The 20154-nt window shown below is 60.4% G+C and carries 22 protein-coding genes and 1 tRNA gene; 17 read left to right on the top strand and 6 right to left on the bottom strand.

Features of this window, described 5'->3' with window-relative positions; all coding sequences use genetic code 11:
• Positions 1–42 precede the first annotated feature (42 nt).
• From J1G18_RS19770 to J1G18_RS19715, 12 genes are all read left to right on the top strand, one after another.
• Positions 43–1029 (top strand): NAD(P)/FAD-dependent oxidoreductase, encoded by a 987-nt coding sequence (locus tag J1G18_RS19770; RefSeq protein WP_210558556.1) that lies wholly within the window; start codon positions 43–45, stop codon positions 1027–1029.
• Positions 1026–1241, top strand: a complete 216-nt coding sequence (locus J1G18_RS19765) for a TIGR02450 family Trp-rich protein (RefSeq protein ID WP_027612220.1) — start codon at positions 1026–1028, stop codon at positions 1239–1241. The genes J1G18_RS19770 and J1G18_RS19765 overlap by 4 nt, the downstream gene beginning before the upstream one ends.
• Before the next feature lie 188 nt (positions 1242–1429).
• On the top strand, positions 1430–2392 hold the full coding sequence (locus J1G18_RS19760) for a YbgA family protein (RefSeq protein ID WP_027612221.1): 963 nt from the start codon (positions 1430–1432) through the stop codon (positions 2390–2392).
• Positions 2392–3333 (top strand): MerR family transcriptional regulator, encoded by a 942-nt coding sequence (locus J1G18_RS19755; RefSeq protein WP_096797277.1) that lies wholly within the window; start codon positions 2392–2394, stop codon positions 3331–3333. Before J1G18_RS19760 ends, J1G18_RS19755 begins: the two co-directional genes overlap by 1 nt.
• 11 nt (positions 3334–3344) lie before the next feature.
• Positions 3345–4790 (top strand): deoxyribodipyrimidine photo-lyase, encoded by a 1446-nt coding sequence (gene phrB, locus J1G18_RS19750; RefSeq protein WP_098968454.1) that lies wholly within the window; start codon positions 3345–3347, stop codon positions 4788–4790.
• Complete coding sequence (locus tag J1G18_RS19745; RefSeq protein WP_027612224.1) at positions 4783–5205, top strand: nuclear transport factor 2 family protein; 423 nt, start codon at positions 4783–4785, stop codon at positions 5203–5205. The genes phrB and J1G18_RS19745 overlap by 8 nt, the downstream gene beginning before the upstream one ends.
• Positions 5202–5984, top strand: a complete 783-nt coding sequence (locus J1G18_RS19740) for an SDR family NAD(P)-dependent oxidoreductase (protein WP_095136816.1) — start codon at positions 5202–5204, stop codon at positions 5982–5984. Before J1G18_RS19745 ends, J1G18_RS19740 begins: the two co-directional genes overlap by 4 nt.
• Positions 5981–7228: an NAD(P)/FAD-dependent oxidoreductase gene (locus J1G18_RS19735; RefSeq protein WP_223008306.1), complete on the top strand. Its 1248-nt coding sequence runs from the start codon at positions 5981–5983 to the stop codon at positions 7226–7228. Before J1G18_RS19740 ends, J1G18_RS19735 begins: the two co-directional genes overlap by 4 nt.
• A complete protein-coding gene (locus J1G18_RS19730; protein ID WP_223008305.1) occupies positions 7225–8040 on the top strand; it encodes a DUF1365 domain-containing protein in 816 nt (271 codons plus the stop codon). Before J1G18_RS19735 ends, J1G18_RS19730 begins: the two co-directional genes overlap by 4 nt.
• Positions 8027–9292 (top strand): SAM-dependent methyltransferase, encoded by a 1266-nt coding sequence (locus J1G18_RS19725; RefSeq protein ID WP_134787320.1) that lies wholly within the window; start codon positions 8027–8029, stop codon positions 9290–9292. The genes J1G18_RS19730 and J1G18_RS19725 overlap by 14 nt, the downstream gene beginning before the upstream one ends.
• A complete protein-coding gene (locus J1G18_RS19720; protein ID WP_098965576.1) occupies positions 9285–9776 on the top strand; it encodes a DUF2878 domain-containing protein in 492 nt (163 codons plus the stop codon). Before J1G18_RS19725 ends, J1G18_RS19720 begins: the two co-directional genes overlap by 8 nt.
• 53 nt (positions 9777–9829) lie before the next feature.
• Positions 9830–10135 carry a YkgJ family cysteine cluster protein gene (locus J1G18_RS19715; RefSeq protein ID WP_007967664.1) on the top strand — a complete coding sequence of 102 codons (306 nt, stop codon included), beginning with the start codon at positions 9830–9832 and terminating at the stop codon, positions 10133–10135.
• Between the two features lie 133 nt (positions 10136–10268).
• Here J1G18_RS19715 and J1G18_RS19710 read toward each other — a convergent pair whose 3' ends face one another.
• The 6 genes from J1G18_RS19710 to hemA form a co-directional block, all read right to left on the bottom strand.
• Positions 10269–10787, bottom strand: a complete 519-nt coding sequence (locus J1G18_RS19710) for an acyloxyacyl hydrolase (RefSeq protein ID WP_027612230.1) — start codon at positions 10785–10787, stop codon at positions 10269–10271.
• Between the two features lie 112 nt (positions 10788–10899).
• Positions 10900–11691: a glutamate racemase gene (gene murI, locus J1G18_RS19705; RefSeq protein ID WP_223008304.1), complete on the bottom strand. Its 792-nt coding sequence runs from the start codon at positions 11689–11691 to the stop codon at positions 10900–10902.
• A complete protein-coding gene (locus J1G18_RS19700; RefSeq protein ID WP_098965579.1) occupies positions 11684–12439 on the bottom strand; it encodes a molybdopterin-synthase adenylyltransferase MoeB in 756 nt (251 codons plus the stop codon). The genes murI and J1G18_RS19700 overlap by 8 nt, the downstream gene beginning before the upstream one ends.
• Entirely contained in the window at positions 12433–13263 is an 831-nt protein-coding gene (gene prmC / locus J1G18_RS19695; RefSeq protein WP_098965581.1) for a peptide chain release factor N(5)-glutamine methyltransferase, read from the bottom strand. The genes J1G18_RS19700 and prmC overlap by 7 nt, the downstream gene beginning before the upstream one ends.
• Positions 13264–14346 (bottom strand): peptide chain release factor 1, encoded by a 1083-nt coding sequence (gene prfA / locus J1G18_RS19690; protein WP_098965583.1) that lies wholly within the window; start codon positions 14344–14346, stop codon positions 13264–13266.
• On the bottom strand, positions 14343–15629 hold the full coding sequence (hemA, locus tag J1G18_RS19685) for a glutamyl-tRNA reductase (protein ID WP_064589169.1): 1287 nt from the start codon (positions 15627–15629) through the stop codon (positions 14343–14345). Before hemA ends, prfA begins: the two co-directional genes overlap by 4 nt.
• 182 nt (positions 15630–15811) lie before the next feature.
• On the opposite strand from hemA, the gene J1G18_RS19680 reads away from it, so the two are divergent.
• The 5 genes from J1G18_RS19680 to J1G18_RS19660 all read left to right on the top strand — a co-directional run bounded on the left by J1G18_RS19680 (position 15812) and on the right by J1G18_RS19660 (position 20111).
• Positions 15812–17536, top strand: coding sequence for a tetratricopeptide repeat protein (locus tag J1G18_RS19680; RefSeq protein WP_098965585.1), 1725 nt, complete (start codon positions 15812–15814; stop codon positions 17534–17536).
• 3 nt (positions 17537–17539) lie between these two features.
• On the top strand, positions 17540–18157 hold the full coding sequence (lolB, locus tag J1G18_RS19675) for a lipoprotein insertase outer membrane protein LolB (RefSeq protein ID WP_095136807.1): 618 nt from the start codon (positions 17540–17542) through the stop codon (positions 18155–18157).
• A 3-nt stretch (positions 18158–18160) separates the two neighbouring features.
• A complete protein-coding gene (ispE, locus tag J1G18_RS19670) occupies positions 18161–19012 on the top strand; it encodes a 4-(cytidine 5'-diphospho)-2-C-methyl-D-erythritol kinase (protein WP_027612238.1) in 852 nt (283 codons plus the stop codon).
• Positions 19013–19049: 37 nt separating this feature from the next.
• Positions 19050–19124, top strand: a tRNA-Gln gene (locus J1G18_RS19665).
• Between the two features lie 45 nt (positions 19125–19169).
• A complete protein-coding gene (locus J1G18_RS19660; RefSeq protein ID WP_003171603.1) occupies positions 19170–20111 on the top strand; it encodes a ribose-phosphate pyrophosphokinase in 942 nt (313 codons plus the stop codon).
• Positions 20112–20154 lie beyond the last annotated feature (43 nt).

Here is a 20154-nt window from a genome sequence, read left to right as displayed (position 1 = left end):
CATTGACGGCGTAGTCTGTACAGAAAGGTAAACGAGGCCCCTATGACTGTACCTATCGCAATCATCGGCACCGGCATCGCCGGACTCTCCGCCGCGCAGGCGCTGACAGAGGCCGGACACACCGTCCAGCTCTTCGACAAAAGCCGCGGCAGTGGCGGACGCATGTCGAGCAAACGCAGCGACGCCGGTTCGCTGGACATGGGCGCGCAATACTTCACCGCCCGCGACCGGCGTTTCGTCACCGAGGTGCAACGCTGGCAGAGCTTGGGCTGGGTCGCCGAGTGGACGCCGCAGCTCTACACCTTTCAGGGCGGGCAACTGAATCTGTCGCCGGACGAACAGACGCGCTGGGTCGGCACGCCACGCATGAGCGCGATCACCCGGGGTTTGCTCGACGGTCTGGAAGTGCACTTCGCCTGCCGCATCACCGAAGTCTTTCGCGGTGAAGAACACTGGCACCTGCAGGACGCCGAAGGCTTCACCCACGGTCCCTTCAGTCACGTGGTGATTGCAACGCCAGCGCCGCAAGCCACGGCGTTGCTGGCTGCGGCACCGAAACTGGCCGGTGCGGCCACCGGGGTAAAAATGGACCCGACCTGGGCCGTCGCCCTCGCCTTCGATACGCCACTGGATACGCCGATCGAAGGTTGCTTCGTGCAGGACAGCCCCATCGACTGGCTGGCACGCAACCGCAGTAAACCGGGGCGCGATACCATGTGCGACACCTGGGTGCTGCACGCCAGCAGCGCCTGGAGTCGGCAACACATCGACCTGTCCAAGGAAGCGGTCATCGAGCAACTGCACGGTGCATTCGCCGAACTGCTGCACAGCGCGATGCCCGCTCCGACTTTCAGCCTCGCCCACCGCTGGCTCTACGCACGCCCTGCGACCGGCCACGAATGGGGCACGCTGGCCGACGCCGATCTGGGCTTGTACGCCTGCGGCGACTGGTGCCTGTCGGGGCGTGTCGAAGGGGCCTGGCTCAGTGGCCAGGAAGCTGCACGCCGCTTGCACGAACACCTGCAATGAATCGCATCAATCCGCAAAAATTGCTGCTGTCGAAGTGGACAGCAGCCCACCCGCAAAACCGCGAAAAACATTTTCTGGTCACCGAACTGTTCCGGGATGAGGAAGGCACGGTGCTGGAGATTGAGTTGCAGGCGGTGCTGACCAAGCGCGCCGAACGCCTCGATTGGCAGACGTTGAAGAACAACGATCACTGGTTACTGGGCTGGCAATAAAGATCCTGTAGGAGTGAGCCTGCTCGCGATGGCGTCGCATCATTCAACATCAATGCTGCCTCCCACAGTCGATCGTGGTAAACCTGGAAAAACTTATACAAATGAGTTGACTTGTACACGCATGAATCTATGCTGAGGAAAAGTTGTACAGAGATAAATATCTGTACAGGAATAGATTCGAGGTGTGCATGTCCGATCTTTCTGCTTCCCGGCCCAAAATCGCCATCAGCGCCTGCCTGATGGGCGCCGAAGTGCGCTACAACGGCGGGCACAAGGAATCGCGGTTGTGCAGCCGCACCCTTGCCGAGTATTTCGAATTCGTGCCGGTATGTCCGGAAGTCGCGATTGGCCTGGGCATCCCGCGCGAACCGATCCGCCTGGTTGGCGATCCCGATGCTCCTGAAGCTATCGGTACGGTCAATCCGCAAATCAATGTCACCGAACCACTGGCAGCCTACGGGCAGAAAATGGCCGGCGAGCTCAATGACATCTGCGGCTATATCTTCATGCAGCAGTCGCCTTCGTGCGGTCTGGAGCGGGTCAAGGTCTATCACGCCAACGGCGCGCCGGTGAACGGCGGCGGCCGTGGCATCTACGCTCAGGCGTTCTGTGCGCAGCACCCTGACCTGCCGGTGGAAGAAGCCGGACGCCTGAACGATCCGGTGTTGCGGGAAAACTTCATCACCCGCGTGCTCGCCTACAGCGCCTGGCAGCAGGTGCTCGAACAAGGCTTGAGCCGCCGCGCCCTGACCGAATTCCACTCACGCTACAAATACCTGCTGATGGCACACAACCCTGAGCAATACAAAGCCTTGGGCAAACTGCTGGGCAACATGGCCAAGACCGATCCGGTCGAACTCGGCCCGCGCTATTTCAGCGAGTTGATGAGCGCGTTGAAGAAATGCGCTACCCGCCGCACCCACAGCAACGTGCTGCAACACATCAGCGGCTACCTGAAACAGGCGATCAGCCCGGAAGACAAACAGGAAATGCAGCATGTCATCGGCCAGTACCGCCACGGCATCGTGCCGCTGGTGGTGCCATTGACTCTGCTCAAACACCACTTTCGCCAACACCCGGATCCGTACATTGCGCGGCAGGTTTACTTGCAGCCGCATCCGGAAAACCTCAGCCTGCGAAACGCCATTTGATGAACGATAAACTCGACACCAGCGCCCAGGAAGACCTCGGCGCCGACTTCAAGAAAGCCCTCGACGAGGGCTGGCTGCCGATCCGCGAAGTGGCGCGGCAGACCGGGGTCAACGCCATCACCCTGCGCGCCTGGGAGCGCCGTTACGGGTTGATCGTGCCGCAGCGCACGCCCAAGGGCCATCGCCTGTATTCCAGCGAACATGTGCAACGAATCCTGACCATCCTGACCTGGCTTAATCGAGGCGTGGCTGTCAGTCAGGTCAAACCGTTGCTCGATGCTCCGCAAGCCTTTACCGAGACGGTGGAAAACGACTGGCAACGGCAGCGCCAGTCCTTGCTCGGCGCCGTCATCCAGCTCAATGAGCGCAACCTCGACGACAGCATCAACCAGGCCATGGCCCTGTACCCGCCACGCACCCTGTGCGAGCAATTGCTCCTGCCGCTGCTGGCCGAACTCGAGCAGCGCTGGCAAGGCCAGTTCGGCGCACAGATGGAACGGGTGTTCTTTTATTCCTGGTTACGCAGCAAATTCGGCGCGCGCATCTACCATAACAATCGGCAATTACACGCTGCGCCGTTGCTGCTGATCAATCACTCGGACCTGGCACTGGAACCTCACCTGTGGCTATGCGCGTGGCTGATCAGCAGTGCCGACTGCCCGGTGCAAGTGTTCGACTGGCCGCTACCGGCCGGAGAACTGGCGCTCGCGGTCGATCATCTGCAAGCGCGGGGAGTGCTGCTGTATTCCAGCAAGGCGATGAATCTGGCGCAGCTGCCAAAACTGCTGAATGGCATCGGCACTGCAAAAATGCTCGTCGGACCAACGGTATGCATCCACCAGACCGAGTTGTCCGTAAGAACCCCTGAGATCGCTGATCTGATCCTGGCCGAAGACCCGCTCTCGGCACATCAGGAACTGGTTCAGCGTGGGCTGATTTAATGGAAACCGCCATGCAATTGATCTGGCTGCGCAGCGACTTGCGCCAACATGACAACACCGCCCTCGCGGCCGCCGCAGCGCGCGGTCCGACGGTTGCCGTGTATCTGTTGAGCCCGCAGCAATGGCTGGAACATGACGACGCCGCGTGCAAGGTCGACTTCTGGCTGCGCAACCTGCGTGAGCTGAGCAGTCGCCTCGGCGAGCTGAACATCCCGTTGCTGCTGCGCACCGCCAATCATTGGGATCAGGCCCCGGCGGTGCTGCTCGAACTTTGTGTGCAATTGAATATTCAAGCTGTGCACGTCAACGAAGAATATGGCATCCACGAAAGCCAGCGCGACGCCGCGGTGGCGGTGGCCCTGAAGACCAAAGGCATCGCTTTCCACAGCTACCTTGACCAACTGCTGTTCAAGCCCGGCACGGTACTGACCAAAACCGAAACCTACTTTCAGGTGTTCAGCCAGTTCCGCAAGGTCTGCTATGAACGCCTGCACCGCTCGATGCCGGCGCTGGTCAAGACGCCCGGCAAACAGGCAAAGCTGAACATCGACAGCGATCCGGTGCCGGCATCCGTCGCCGGTTTTGCAACGCCGAGCGAGTCTTTGCGCACACTGTGGCCGGCCGGCGAACAGGAAGCCCGGCGCCGTCTCGACACCTTCGCCGACGCGCAGATCGACTACTACCAGAGCGAACGCGACTTCCCGGCCAAACCCGGCACCAGTCAACTTTCCGCGTACCTCGCCGCCGGGGTGATTTCGCCGCGCCAATGCCTGCATGCGGCCTTGCAAAGCAATCAGGGCGAATTCGACAGCGGCAAGGTCGGCGCGGTGACCTGGATCAACGAGCTGCTGTGGCGCGAGTTCTACAAACACATTCTGGTGGGCTACCCACGGGTTTCGCGCCACCGCGCATTTCGCCCGGAAACCGAAGCCCTGGCCTGGCGTGATGCGCCGGACGATCTGGCGGCCTGGCAAGAGGCGCGCACCGGTTTGCCGATCATCGATGCGGCCATGCGCCAACTGCTGGAAACCGGCTGGATGCATAACCGCTTGCGGATGATTGTGGCGATGTTCCTGACCAAGAATCTGCTGATCGACTGGCGTGAAGGCGAGCGCTTTTTCATGCGCCACCTGATCGACGGCGATCTGGCGGCGAACAACGGTGGCTGGCAATGGAGTTCTTCGACCGGCACCGATTCGGCGCCGTACTTCCGCATCTTCAATCCGCTGAGTCAATCGGAAAAATTCGACAGCGAAGGCCTGTTCATCAAGCACTGGCTGCCTGAACTGGCCGGCCTGAACAAGAAGGAAGTACACAACCCGGCCAGCGCCGGCGGACTGTTCGGCGTGGCGGATTATCCCGCGCCGATCGTCAATCTCGGGGCTTCGCGCGAACGCGCGCTGGCGGCGTTCAAGAACCTGCCGTCGCGCTCGTCTATGGAAGAAGTTCATGAGTGAATTCCTGCGCCGCTTCGCCCGCCAGTTCGCCGAGTTGAACAAAGACAACTTGCAACGTCTGGGCGAGCTGTACAGCGATGACATTCACTTCACCGACCCGCTGCATGAAGTGCAGGGGCTGGTGCAACTGCGACATTACTTCAGCGAGTTGTACGCCAACGTCAGCGAGCTGCGCTTCGATTTCCACGGCTTCGACCAGATCGCTGACGGCGAAGGCTACTTGCGCTGGGTCATGAGTTACCGCCACCCGCGTCTGGCCGGTGGTCAATTGATTCGCGTCGCCGGGTGTTCGCACCTGCTGTGGCGGGACAAGGTTTATCGCCACCGGGATTATTTCGATGCCGGGGCCATGCTGTATGAACATTTACCCGTATTGGGCCGGGTGATCGCCTGGTTGAAAAGGAGAATGGGATGAGTCGTACACCTCCACGGCGTTATTGGCTGACCGGTGCCAGCAGTGGCATCGGCGCAGCACTGGCTGAAGACATTCTGAAAAGCGGCGCGCATCTGGCTGTCAGTTCGCGTCAGGTGGCACCGCTCAAAGTGCTGTCGCAACGCTACCCGGGGCAAGTGCTGGTGGTGGCCGGCGACCTGACCAACAGTCAGACCGTGCGCGAAATCGGCCAGCAGATCGAACAGGCCTGGGGCTCGCTCGACAGCGTGATTCTCAATGCAGGCACCTGCGAGTACGTCGACGCCCGCCAGTTCGATGCCTCGATCATCGAACACGTGGTGCGCACCAACCTGCTCGCCAGCAGTTACTGCATCGAAGCAGCCCTGCCGTTGCTGCGCAAAGGCACCGCGCCGCATCTGATCGGCATGGCCAGTTCCGTGACCTACCTGCCGCTGCCCCGAGCCGAAGCCTACGGCGCGTCGAAAGCCGGGCTGCGCTATCTGTTCGAATCGCTGCGGATCGACCTGGCCGTCGAGGGCATCGATGTCACCATCATCAGCCCGGGTTTTGTCGAAACCCCGCTGACCGCCAAGAATGACTTCCCGATGCCGTTGAGCTGGCCTGTGGATAAAGCGGCGCGGCACATCTTCGCCAAGCTCAAGGATCGTCCGCTGGAGATCGCCTTTCCGGCACTGTTCATGGCGGCGCTGTGGCCACTGTCGAAGCTGCCGGCGCGCCTGCAACTGGCGATCGGCAAGCGCATGGTGCGCAGCAACCCACCGCTGCGAGACCCGATATGAAGATTGCCATTGTCGGCAGCGGAATCGCCGGCCTGACCTGCGCCCACCTGCTCAATCGCCGACACGACATCACGGTGTTCGAGGCCAGCGACTGGGTCGGCGGTCACACGCATACCGTGCAGGTGACCGTCGATGGCCGCGAATACGCCGTGGACACTGGGTTCATCGTGTTCAACGACTGGACCTATCCGAACTTCATTCGATTGCTCGGCCAGCTCGGCGTGTCGTTCAAACCGACGGAAATGAGCTTCTCGGTCACCGACCCGGACACCGGTCTGGAATACAACGGCAACAACCTCAACAGCCTCTTCGCCCAGCGCAGCAACCTGCTGTCCCCGGGGTTCTGGGGCATGTTGCGCGACATTCTGCGCTTCAATAAAGAAGCTCAGCGCGACCTCGCCGAACAGCGCATTGCCGCCGATACCACGCTCGACGATTACCTCAAGGCTGGCGGTTATGGCGAACGTTTCATCCTGCATTACATCGTGCCGATGGGCTCGGCGATCTGGTCGATGCCGATGGCCGAGATGCTCAATTTCCCGCTGCAATTCTTTGTGCGCTTCTTCAAGAATCATGGCCTGCTGTCAGTCAGTGATCGCCCGCAATGGCAGGTGATCGAGGGCGGCTCCAGTGCCTATGTCGCGCCACTGACCGCAGCGTTCCAGGACAAGATCCGCCTCAGTTGCCCGGTGACGCGCATCGATCGCGATGAACACGGCGTGGTTATCCACAGCCCGGCCGGCATCGAGCGTTTCGACAAAGTCGTGCTTGCCTGCCACAGCGACCAGGCTCTGCAATTGCTTGGCACGCCAAGCCAGGCGGAACGCTCGATCCTCGGCGCCCTGCCCTATGCCGATAACGAAGTTGTGCTGCATACCGATACCCGTCTGCTGCCGACCCGCAAACTGGCGTGGGCCAGCTGGAATTATCGCTTGAGCGGCGCCGGCCATACCCACGCGGCCGTCACTTACGACATGAACATCCTGCAGGGTATTCAGAGCGACACCACGTTCTGCGTCAGCCTCAATCAGAGCGCCGGGATCAGCCCGTTCAAGGTGCTCGCCAAATACACCTACGCCCACCCGCAATTCAGCCTCGCGGCGGTAGCGGCGCAAAACCGCTGGGCCGAACTCGACGGTCAGCAGCACACCCATTATTGCGGCGCCTACTGGGCCAACGGCTTTCATGAGGACGGCGTGGTCAGCGCGTTGCGCGTGGCCGCCGCGTTCGGGGAAAGCTTATGAACAGCGCCCTGTACAGCGGCTGGATCGGCCATCGGCGCTTTTCGCCCAGACGCCACGAATTCCGTTACCGGATCGGTCTGTTGTACCTCGATCTGGCGGAACAGGACGCCGTGTTCGAAATGTCACCGTTTGCCAGTCGCAGCCGCTTTGCACCGTTTTCGTTTCGCGAAACCGACTACCTGAAAACCTTTACCGGCAGCGGCATGCGCCTGATCGATGCGGTACGCCAGCAAGTCGGCGTCGCCATCGGCCATCAACCGCAGGGTTCGATCTGCCTGCTGACCCAACCGCGCAGTTGGGGTCTGGCGTTCAATCCGGTGAGTTTCTTTTATTGCCACGAGGCCGACGGGCAACTGGCGGCGATTCTCTGCGAAGTCACCAACACACCGTGGCGCGAACGTTATCACTACGTGCTGCCGGCCCGGACGCCGACCAACCTGCAAGACTTTCACCAGCACTTCGCCGTGGCCAAGGCCTTTCATGTCTCGCCGTTTTTGCCGCGTGACCTCGAGTACCGCATGAGCTTCAGCCCGGCGGCGCAAAAGCTCGGCGTGCACATGGCCGACTGGCAGGGTGAGCACAAGCTGTTCGACGCCACGCTCAATCTGCAGCGCGAACCCCTCGACCGCCACAGCCTGCACCGCTACTTGCGACGTTTTCCGTGGATGACCGCGAAAACCTGTCTGGCGATTTACTGGCAAGCCGTGCGCCTGTTGCTCAAGCGTGCTCCGATTTTTGCTCATCAGGCTGCCGACGGCAGCTTTCAGATCGCCACTGTGCCTCCCAAGGAGCACCACCATGAAATCCTCTAGCCTGTCGGTCAGTCGCTTCAGCACCAACGGTTTGACCGGTTCGCTGCTGCGTCGCGGCGTTTTGCGGCAACTCAGTCAGCTCAAACACGGGCAATTGCTGGTGGTCGAGGATGGCGAACGCCTGATGTTCGGCACACCGGGCAGCCACCTGCTCGGCGAAATCCATGTGCAGGATGCAGCGGTGTGGGGCATGGTCGCCGGCAACGGATCGATTGGTGCCGGCGAAGCGTTTATCCACGGTTACTGGAGTTCACCGGACCTGACGGCGGTCGTGCGCGTGTTCGTCAGCAACCTCGACGTGCTCGACGCCATGGAGCGCGGTCTGGCCCGCCTCAGCCGGCCGCTGGTGCAAGGCCTGCACTGGCTCAACCGCAACACGCGCAAGGGGTCGCAGAAAAACATCGCGGCGCACTATGACCTCGGCAACGACCTGTTCGAACAGTTTCTCGACCCGACCATGATGTATTCGGCGGCGCAGTTCCTCAGCCCCGACGACAGCCTGGAACAGGCTCAGTTGAACAAGCTGGAACGGATCTGCCAGAAGCTCGCGCTCAAACCCGAAGATCACCTGCTGGAGATCGGCACCGGTTGGGGCAGCATGGCGCTGTACGCCGCGCAGCAATACGGCTGCCGTGTCACCACCACGACGCTGTCGAAAGAGCAGTACGCGTTTACCGCCAGGCGCATTGAAGCACTGGGGTTGCAGGATCGGGTAACGCTGCTGCTCACCGACTACCGCGACCTCACCGGCGAATACGACAAACTGGTGTCGATCGAGATGATCGAAGCGGTCGGTCACCGCTTCCTGCCCACCTATTTCAAGCAATGCGCGCACCTGCTCAAGAGCAACGGCCTGATGCTGTTGCAGGCGATCACCATCCGCGAGCAGCGCTACGAGCAGGCCAAGCGCGGCGTCGACTTCATCCAGCGCTACATCTTCCCCGGCGGCGCCCTGCCCTGCGTGCAGAAGATGCTCGAAGTGGTCAGCCGCGAGACCGACATGAACCTGCTGCACATGGAAGACTTCGGCCTGCACTACGCCCGCACCCTGCGCCTGTGGCACGAAAACTTTCGCCGCGCCCATGGCCGTTTGAGCGAGTTGGGTTACGACGATTACTTCCTGCGGCTGTGGGAGTTTTACCTGTGCTACTGCGAGGGCGGGTTTCTGGAGCGCACCATCGGCACCGCGCAACTGCTGCTGGCCAAACCGGCCGCGATGCCGGCGCCGTTGCTCGGACGCTTCGATGCTTGAGCGGCTGACCAATGCCGTGCTGTTCCAGGTCGGCTGGCTGGCCTGTGTCATCGGCGGCGACAGTCTGTGGCTGCTGCTGGCGCTGGCGGTGCTGGTGGTCCATTTTGGTTGGATCAGCAGTTGGGCGGAGGAAGGTCGCCTGATCCTCAGCGTGGTGCTTGTCGGTACAGCCGTAGACAGTCTGTTGCGCGCTGCCGGCGTGTTCGAATTTCAGGATTTGTCGCCACTGATTCCGCTGTGGCTGATGCTGCTCTGGGCCTTGCTCGCGACCACGTTGCGTCACTGTCTGCAATGGAGCGCCCGCCCGTGGTGGCTGGCCAGTGTGCTCGGTGCGGTGGGTGGCGCGGTGTCCTATTACGGCGGTGGACGTTTGGCCGGGGTGCAGTTTCCCTACGGTGAACTGCCGACCCTGATCGGCATCGGCCTGCTGTGGGCGCTGCTGTTTCCGCTGCTGCATGCCATGGCTCGGCGGCTGGCCCACTGAGCGTCTGTCAGGCCTTTCACACAGCAACCGGCGGCTGCCTTACACTGCGCAGCATGAAAACCATTCCCCACCAGCAAATCACCGAGCCAGCGGTCACCTGTTCGACCTGCGCAGCGTGCTGTTGCCAGCTCGAAGTGATGCTGATCACCGACACCGGCGTGCCCGAACGCTTTATCGATACTGATGAGTGGGGTGGTGAAGTGATGCTGCGTCTGGACGACGGCTGGTGCGCGGCGCTGGATCGCGACAGCATGATGTGCACGATCTATGAGAAACGCCCGCTGATCTGTCGCGAATTCGAGATGGGTGCACCGGAGTGCATTGAAGAACGCAAAGGCATTGCCACTGCTTACCGTTGATTTCAACAGCAGCTCAAAACCAATGTGGGAGCGGGCTTGCTCGCGAATGCGGTGTGTCAGTCAATTGTGTTGTCGACTGACACACCGCATTCGCGAGCAAGCCCGCTCCCACAAAGATTTGTGCAAGCTGCAGTTACAGCGGCATCGTGTAATGCAGCGCGTAGCTTTCTACACCGTCGTTGCTGCTGGCCAGGCCGGCGTTGGAATAGTGCGTTGCACGAATCCCCACTTCATGCCCGCCATTGAAGCGCAGACCAAAACCGATGCGGTCTTCGAACTGGAAAGAGCCGCCGATGTTGTTGCTTTCATATTTGGTGTTGGAGAACGCTGCGACACCAATGCCCGCTTCAACATACGGCTTGACCGACTGACCGGCAAACTCGTAAACAAATACCGGCGAGAACGACAGGCTGTTGTTGCTCGAAGTCTTGTCACCTTCCCAGTAAGTGTAAGCGCCGCTCCAGTAACCGGTCAGGCGACCGACATCACTTTGAAGCCAGCTCTTGTCCCAATCGAAATTCATGCCCAGGCGATAAGTCATGGTCGAATCGCTGGTCGCACCCACTGCAAATTCAACACCTGCAGCTTGCGCGGTAATACTTTGCCCCATCAGTGCGGCCGCAATCGCGGCCAAGCAGAATAGTCGCTTCACTTTGAAACTTCCTTTTCCGGAACGATCGTTTGGTTTTCTAGATAACTCATCGCTATAGAAGCTAGCGCCTGATTAGAAGTTCAGCTGTTTTTCTAGTTATTTCACATTTTTTTTACAAGCTGAATTTTTCGACGTCGCCGGCAACCTGACCCAACAGGGGCAGGGTCTTGCGGAAGAACGCGGGGTTGGCACTGGTCCAGAATCTGACCGATCGGTTCGGCCCTTCGGCGAGCAGATCACGTTCGGCCAGCAACCGTTGCAGTTGCCGCGCTACGGCTGCGCCAGTGTCAATCAGGCTGATGCTGTCGGGAATCATCGTCTTGAGCATCGGCTTGAGAAACGGATAGTGAGTGCAACCGAGAATGATCGTGTCGCAACCGTTGGCGAGCAGCGGATCGACGTAGTGCTGCAGCAACGTGCGCAACTCGGCGCTGTGCAGATCACCGCTTTCAATCAGTTCCACCAGACCGGGGCATGGCTGGGTGATGACGCGAACGTCAGCGGCGAAGCGGTCGAGCAACGCGGCGAACTTGGCACTCTGCAACGTGCCGGTGGTGGCGAGTACGCCCACCACACCGCTGCGGGTGGCGGCAGCTGCGGGTTTGACCGCTGGTTCCATGCCGACAATCGGCCAATCGGGGAAATCCCGGCGCAGATCGGCGACAGCGGCCACCGTCGCCGTATTGCAGGCGATCACCAGGGCCTTGGCGCCCTGCTCGCGGAAAAAACCGGCCATCACGTTGCAACGCTGGCGGATGAACTCGGGGGATTTCTCGCCGTAGGGAATATGCCCGCAATCGGCGAAATACAGCAATGACTCATGGGGCAGCAAACGCTGGATTTCCGCCAGTACCGACAAGCCGCCGACACCGGAATCGAACACCGCGATCGGCGCCTCACGCATGCTGCGAACCACAGACGCTGCACCCCGGATCACGCTTGACCCGCAATTCACGGAAGCGCGAACCCAAGGCATCGATCAACAGCAAACGACCCACCAACGGTTCGCCAAAACCGACCAGCACTTTCAACGCTTCAAGCGCCTGCAGGCTGCCGACCAGCCCCACCAGCGGCCCGACCACACCGGCCTCGCTGCACGTCAGTTCGGCTTCGCTGCCATGCCCGTACAGGCAGTGGTAGCACGGACTTTCCGGGCGACGCGGGTCGAACACCGACAACTGCCCTTCCAGACGAATCGCCGCGCCGCTGACCAGCGGTTTGCGCGCTGCCACACACGCGGCGTTGACCGCCTCGCGGGTGGAGAAGTTATCGGAGCAGTCGAGCACCAGATCCACCGCCGACACGGCGGCGGCCAGGGAATCCTCGTCCAGCGCCTGACGATGAGGCACCAGTTTAATCTCGGGATTGATCGCGCTCAGGCGCTTGAGCGCCGAGTCGACCTTGCTCATGCCGACGCTGTCGGTGTCATGAATGATCTGGCGCTGCAGGTTGGTCAGGTCGACCGTGTCGAAATCCGCCAGATGCAATTCACCGACACCGGCCGCCGCGAGATACAGCGCGACCGGGGCGCCGAGACCGCCGAGGCCGACGATCAGCACGCGGCTGTTTTTCAGCTTCAGTTGCCCGTCGATGTCGATGTGTTGCAGCAGAATCTGCCGGCTGTAGCGCAGCAATTCCTGATCATTCAGCACGGCAGACGCCCCAGGCTGATCCGTTGATGGCCGCCCAGATCGGTGCGGCTGTGGACTTGTTCAAAACCGCGAGTGAGCAACAGATCACGCACGGCTTCGGCTTGATCATAGCCGTGTTCGAGCATCAGCCAGCCGCCGGCTTCCAGATGATCCGGAGCCTGCGCGACAATCAGGCGCAGATCGTCGAGCCCGTCGACACCGGCCACCAGCGCACTGGCCGGTTCGAAGCGCACGTCGCCCTCGACCAGATGCGGATCGGCAGCCGCAATGTACGGCGGATTGCTGATGATCAGGTTGAAACGTTGGCCTTCGAGGGCGCTGAACCAGTGACTGCTCAGCACCGTGGCGTTGTTCAGGTTCAAGCGCTGACGGTTGCGTTCGGCAAGGGCCACGGCTTCCAGCACGCGATCCACCGCCGTGACGTTCCACGCCGGGCGTTCGCTGGCCAGGGCCAGGGCAATCGCGCCGCTACCGGTGCCCAGATCGAGGACTTTCGCCGGCGTTGCCGCCAGCAGTTCCAGTGCGGCCTCGACCAGCAACTCGGTGTCCGGGCGCGGGATCAACGTGTGCGGCGCGACTTCCAGATCGAGCTTCCAGAACCCCTGCTGACCAAGGATGTAGGCCACCGGCTCGCCACTTCGACGCCGTTGCAGGTACTCGGTAAAAATCAGCACCGCTTCGCTGGGTACGATGCGCTCGGGCCAGGTGTGCAGGAAGCTTCGCGATTTGCCCAGTGCCGCTGCCAGGAGCAATTCGGCATCCAGGCGCGCGGTGGGCGAGTCCGGCAATTCGGCAGCGCGCAACAGACTGGCGATGATGGTCATTTATTCACCTATCGCTGCAAGTTGGTCGGCCTGGTATTCGGCCAGCAAAGGCTCGATCACCGCTTCAACGCCACCGGCGAGGATTTCATCAAGGGAGTACAGGGTCAGGTTGACGCGATGGTCAGTGACCCGGCCCTGGGCAAAGTTGTACGTGCGAATGCGCTCGGAACGATCACCGGAACCCACCAGCAACTTACGCTCGCTGGCAATCGCATTCGCCGCCGCTGCGGTTTGCTGATCGTTGAGTTTGGCCGACAGCCAGGCCATCGCCCGGGCACGGTTCTTGTGCTGGGAACGTTCTTCCTGACACTCGACGACGGTGCCGGTCGGTATGTGCGTGATGCGGATCGCCGAGTCGGTGGTGTTGACGTGCTGACCACCGGCCCCGGAGGAGCGGTAAGTGTCGACACGCAGATCCGCCGGGTTGATCTCGATGGCTTCGCGCTCGTCCGGTTCGGGCAACACCGCCACGGTGCAGGCCGAGGTGTGGATACGGCCCTGGGATTCGGTAGCGGGTACACGCTGTACGCGGTGCGCGCCGGATTCGAACTTCAGCTTGCCGTAAACGTTGTCGCCTTCAATGCGGGCGATGACTTCTTTATAGCCACCGTGCTCGCCTTCGTTTTCCGAAAGGATCTCCACGCGCCAGCCACGTCGTTCGGCGTAACGCGAGTACATGCGAAACAGATCGCCGGAGAAGATCGCCGCCTCGTCGCCACCGGTACCGGCGCGAATTTCGAGAAAGACGTTACGCCCGTCATTGGGATCCTTGGGCAGCAACATGCGCTGCAGATCATCTTCCAGCCTGATCAGCAATTCCTTGGCTTCGCGGACTTCTTCCACGGCCATTTCACGCATGTCCGGGTCGCTGTCCTTGAGCAGCGCCTGGGCGCCTTCAAGATCACTTTGTACGCCGAGCAGCTTTTTGTAGCCTTGTACCACCGGCTCGAGTTCGGCGTATTCCTTGGAATAGGCGCGGAATCTGGCCTGATCGGCAATGACTTCGCCGTCGCCGAGCAGCGCGGTCAGTTCCTCGAAACGGTCCTGGAGGGTGTCCAGCTTGTTGAGCAGTGACGCTTTCATTGCGGTTTTTTATCCGAAAAACTATCCGGTGAGCCCTCGAGGGCAAAGAGTTCCTGGGCCATGGCCAGCGCATCGAGGCGGCCTTCGGCAGAAAGCTTTTTCAATTGCACGCTGGGCGCATGCAGCAGTTTATTGGTCAGGCCACGGGCCAGTTGCCCGAGCACCTCTTCGGCGTTGCCGCCGTTGGCCAGCAGACGCAGGGCTTTTTGCAGCTCCTCGTCGCGCAGGCGTTCGCTTTGTTGCCGATAAGCCTTGAGCACATCGACCGCCGCCAGCTCACGCAGACGCACCATGAAATCGTCGGCGCCGACCGAGACCATCTCTTCCGCCGCCTGGGCTGCGCCCTGACGACTCTTGAGGTTCTCGGCGACCACTTCGTGCAGATCGTCGACGCTGTACAGGTAAACGTCGTCGAGTTCGCCGACTTCCGGTTCGATGTCGCGGGGTACGGCGATGTCGACCATGAAGATCGGTTTGTGCTTGCGCTGCTTCAGCGCGCTTTCCACCGCGCCCTTGCCGAGGATCGGCAACTGGCTGGCGGTCGAACTGATCACGATATCGCTGCGCACCAGTTCCGCCGGAATGTCCGACAGCAGCACCGCGTGCGCGCCGAACTGCTCGGCCAGCAGGCTGGCACGTTCCAGCGTGCGGTTGGCGACCACGATGCGCTTGACCCCCAGCTCATGTAAATGGCGGGCGACAAGCGTGATGGTCTCGCCAGCGCCTATCAGCAGGGCCTGACTGCGTTGCAGGTCGCTGAAAATCTGTTTGGCCAGACTGACCGCGGCAAACGCCACGGACACCGGGTTTTCGCCGATGGCGGTGTCGGTACGCACTTGCTTGGCGGCATTGAACGTCGCTTGAAACAGCCGCCCCAGCAGCGGGCCGATGGTCCCGGCCTCGCGAGCCACGGCGTAAGCCGATTTCATCTGGCCGAGAATCTGCGGTTCGCCCAGCACCAGCGAGTCGAGCCCGGAGGCGACGCGCATCATGTGACGAACTGCCGCATCATCTTCATGCACATAAGCACTCGCGCGCAGCTCATCGAGGCTTAAATGGTGATAATCGGCCAGCCAGCGCAGAACCAGATCAGCCGAAACCTGATCCTGTTCTATATACAGCTCACTGCGATTGCAGGTGGAGAGGATCGCAGCTTCGCGGCTGTCGGTGAGTCGGCAGAGCTGCTGCAAGGCCTCCACCAGCTGCTCAGGGGTAAAGGCCACGCGCTCGCGGACGTCTACTGAAGCAGTCTTGTGGTTAATACCGAGTGCAAGGAAGGCCATTCAAGGTCGCTGATGGTGACGTGAAGCCGGCAATTGTCCTACTTCGTCAGATTCAGAACAACTACCGCTGACTATTGTCCCAATTGTCGGCCACTATAAAGGCCACATTCGAGACTCGGTTATGTTTGGCCGAAGGCTTGTGTCATGATGATCCGACCGCAGGTTAGTCGTCCTCTTCCTATATGAATAGATCTTCCGCGTTGCTCCTTGCTTTTGTCTTCCTCAGCGGCTGCCAGGCCATGGCACCCGTTTCGCCGGACGGTACCCCGCCGGTCGAAGACACCGCGTCCCCGCCTGAAAAACCCAAGGTTTACAGCTCGTTCAGCGAGGAAACCGTTTTCAGCCTGCTGAGCGCCGAACTCGCCGGCCAGCGCAATCGGTTCGACATTGCCCTGGACAACTACGTGACCCAGGCGATCAATACTCAGGACCCGGGGGTTTCCGAGCGCGCGTTCCGCATCGCCGAATATCTCGGTGCCGACCAGCCTGCGCTGGATACCGCACTGATCTGGGCAAAAAACGCTCCGGACGACCTCGAAGCGCAACGCGCCGCCGCCGTGCAACTGGCCCGCGCCGGGCGTTATGACGACTCCATGGTCTATATGGAGAAAGTCCTGCAGGGCAAGGGCGACACCCATTTCGACTTCCTCGCGCTGTCGGCCGCCGATACCGATCAGGAAACCCGCAACGGCCTGATGAAAAGTTTCGACCGTCTGCTACAGCGCCACCCGAAGAACAGCCAGCTGATTTTCGGCAAGGCCCTGCTGCTGCAACAGGACGGCGACAATAAAGCCGCTCTGACCCTGCTCGAAGACAACCCGCCGGAAGAAGGCGAGATTGCGCCGATCCTGCTGCGCGCGCGTCTGCTGCAAACCATGAATCGTGGCGACGAAGCCCTGCCGCTGTTGCGCAAAAGCATCAAGAAATACCCGGACGACAAACGCCTGCGCCTGACTTATGCGCGCACGCTGGTTGAACAGGACCGGATGGATGACGCCAAGGTCGAGTTCTCCACCCTCGTTCAGCAATACCCGGAAGACGACGAACTGCGTTATTCGCTGGCACTGGTGTGCCTGGAAGCCAAGGCCTGGGACGAGGCCAAGGGTTACCTGGAAGACCTGATCGCTCGTGAAAGTCATGTCGATTCGGCGCACCTCAACCTGGGGCGCATCGCTGAAGAACGCAATGACCCGCAAGGCGCGCTGATCGAATACGCGCAGGTCGGCCCGGGCAACGACTACCTGCCGGCGCAACTGCGTCAGGCCGATATTCTGATGAACAACGGCAAGACCGCCGAAGCCCAGAGCAAACTCGCCGCCGAACGCGATGCCCAGCCGGATTACGCGATCCAGCTGTATCTGATCGAATCCGAAACCCTGTCGGCCAACAAACAGGACGACAAGGCCTGGAAAACCCTGGATAAAGCCTTGCAGCAATACCCGGACGATCTGAATCTGCTCTACACCCGGGCCATGCTCGCGGAAAAACGCAATGATCTGGCACAGATGGAAAAAGACCTGCGCCTGATCATCAAGCGCGACCCGGACAACGCCATGGCGCTCAATGCGCTGGGCTATACCCTGTCCGATCGCACCACCCGCTACGCTGAAGCCAAGGCCCTGATCGAACAGGCGCACCAGATCAATCCGGAAGACCCGGCGGTACTCGACAGCCTCGGCTGGGTGAATTTCCGCATGGGCAATCTGGACGACGCCGAGAAATATCTGCGTCAGGCGCTCGAGCGTTTCCCGGACCACGAAGTCGCCGCGCACCTGGGCGAAGTTCTGTGGGTAAAGGGCAATCAGCGTGAGGCCAAACAAGTCTGGGGCAAGTACCTCAAAGATCAGCCCGACAGCACCATCCTGCGCAGCACCATCAAGCGCCTGACCGGATCCGAGACTCTTTAACTCATGTTTTTGCGCCACGTTATTGTTTTCAGCTTCATCGCCCTGCTCGCCGGTTGCGCGGGTTTCGGCGCTCGCGAATCGGTCGAGGGCCACGGCAGTCCGGCTCAGTGGGCCGCGAACAAACAACAGCTGACCGGCCTCGACGGCTGGCAGATCGACGGCAAGATCGGCATTCGCGCACCGAAAGATTCCGGTAGCGGCACGCTGTTCTGGCTGCAACGCCAGGACTACTACGACATTCGCCTGTCCGGCCCGCTGGGTCGTGGCGCGGCACGTCTGACCGGGCGCCCGGGCAAGGTTTCGCTGGAAGTCGCCAATCAGGGCCGCTATGACTCCGAGTCACCGGAAGCGCTGCTCGAAGAGCAACTCGGCTGGAAGCTGCCGGTATCCAATCTGGCCTGGTGGGTCCGTGGCCTGCCGGCCCCCAGCAGCAAAAGCCGTCTGACCCTCGATAACGACAGTCGCCTGGCCAATCTGGAACAGGACGGCTGGAAGGTCGAGTACCTCAGCTACGCCGAGCAAAACGGTTACTGGCTGCCCGAGCGGATCAAACTGCACGGCACCGATCTGGACGTGACGCTGGTGATCAAGACCTGGCAACCGCGTAAATTGGGGCAATAAAGCATGACCGCTCCACGTCTGACGCTGCCGTCGCCGGCCAAGCTCAACCTGATGCTGCACATTCTCGGGCGCCGCGCAGATGGCTACCACGAACTGCAGACGCTGTTTCAGTTTGTCGATTACGGCGACGAAATCACCTTCGCCGTGCGCGATGACGGCGTGATTCATCTGCACACCGAATTCGCTGGCGTGCCCCACGACAGCAACCTGATCGTGCGCGCGGCGAAAATGCTTCAGCAACAGTCCGGCTGCACACTCGGCATCGACATCTGGATCGACAAGGTGCTGCCCATGGGCGGCGGCATCGGTGGCGGCAGCTCGAATGCCGCGACCACCCTGCTAGGCCTCAATCACTTGTGGCAACTGGGCTGGGATGAAGATCGCCTCGCGGCACTGGGCCTTTCGCTCGGTGCAGACGTGCCGGTTTTCGTCCGTGGCCATGCAGCTTTTGCCGAAGGCGTGGGCGAGAAACTGACCCCGGTCGACCCCGAAGAACCGTGGTATCTGGTACTCGTGCCGCAAGTCTCTGTAAGTACGGCAGAAATTTTTTCCGATCCTTTGTTGACACGTAACACGCCGCCCATTAAAGTGCGCCCCGTTCCCGAGGGAAACAGTCGAAATGACTGCTTGCCGGTGGTTGCAAGGCGTTATCCAGAAGTACGTAACGCATTGGATTTGTTAGGTAAATTTACCGAAGCAAAACTCACCGGAACTGGAAGTTGTGTGTTTGGGGGCTTCCCAAGCAAAGCTGAAGCTGATAAAGTCTCGGCCCTTCTGACAGAGACCCTTACAGGGTTTGTAGCGAAAGGAAGCAACGTTTCGATGTTGCATCGCAAGCTGCAAAGTCTGCTCTAAAAGGAATCAAGTGCCAGGCACTTGAAGCAACAGATACAGGGGCGTCGCCAAGCGGTAAGGCAGCAGGTTTTGATCCTGCCATGCGTTGGTTCGAATCCAGCCGCCCCTGCCATTTTCTATACTCATCCAGGTTACCCTCAGCCTCTAGGTACTGCGCGTGTCCAAGATGATGGTCTTTACGGGGAACGCTAACCCCGATCTGGCTCGGCGTGTTGTACGTCAGCTGCATATCCCTCTCGGTGACATCTCTGTCGGTAAATTCTCCGACGGCGAAATTACTGCCGAGATCAATGAAAACGTTCGCGGTAAAGACGTTTTCATTATTCAGCCGACTTGCGCTCCGACCAACGATAACCTGATGGAACTGGTAGTGATGGCTGATGCCTTCCGCCGCTCCTCGGCTACTCGTATTACTGCTGTTATTCCTTATTTTGGTTATGCCCGTCAGGATCGCCGTCCGCGTTCCGCACGTGTGGCTATCAGCGCGAAAGTCGTTGCTGACATGCTCACCGTAGTCGGCATCGACCGTGTTCTCACGGTTGATCTGCATGCTGACCAGATTCAGGGCTTCTTCGATATTCCGGTAGATAACATCTACGGCTCCCCGGTTCTGGTGGATGACATTGAAGATCAGCGCTTCGAAAACCTGATGATCGTGTCCCCGGACATTGGTGGCGTCGTGCGTGCACGGGCTGTTGCCAAATCCCTGGGCGTGGATCTCGGGATCATCGACAAACGCCGTGAGAAAGCCAATCACTCTGAAGTGATGCATATCATCGGTGATGTCGAAGGGCGTACCTGCATTCTGGTCGATGACATGGTCGATACCGCCGGCACTCTGTGCCACGCGGCCAAGGCCCTGAAAGAGCATGGCGCAGCCAAGGTCTTTGCCTACTGCACACACCCTGTGCTGTCGGGTCGGGCCATCGAGAATATCGAAAATTCCGTGCTGGACGAGCTGGTGGTGACTAACACCATCCCGCTGTCCGCTGCAGCACAAGCCTGTGCACGTATCCGTCAACTGGATATCGCACCGGTTGTTGCCGAAGCGGTTCGCCGCATCAGCAATGAAGAATCGATCAGCGCGATGTTCCGTTAAGGGCCCTGCCCTTCTCGAAATGTCTCGTTGACGAAAAGCGCCC

This window comes from Pseudomonas sp. MIS38 (assembly GCF_019891575.1).
In the GTDB taxonomy this organism is placed as follows: Bacteria; Pseudomonadota; Gammaproteobacteria; order Pseudomonadales; family Pseudomonadaceae; genus Aquipseudomonas; species Aquipseudomonas putida_A.
Note: the sequence above shows the minus strand (reverse complement) of the source record. Positions and strands in the feature narration are given on the sequence as shown.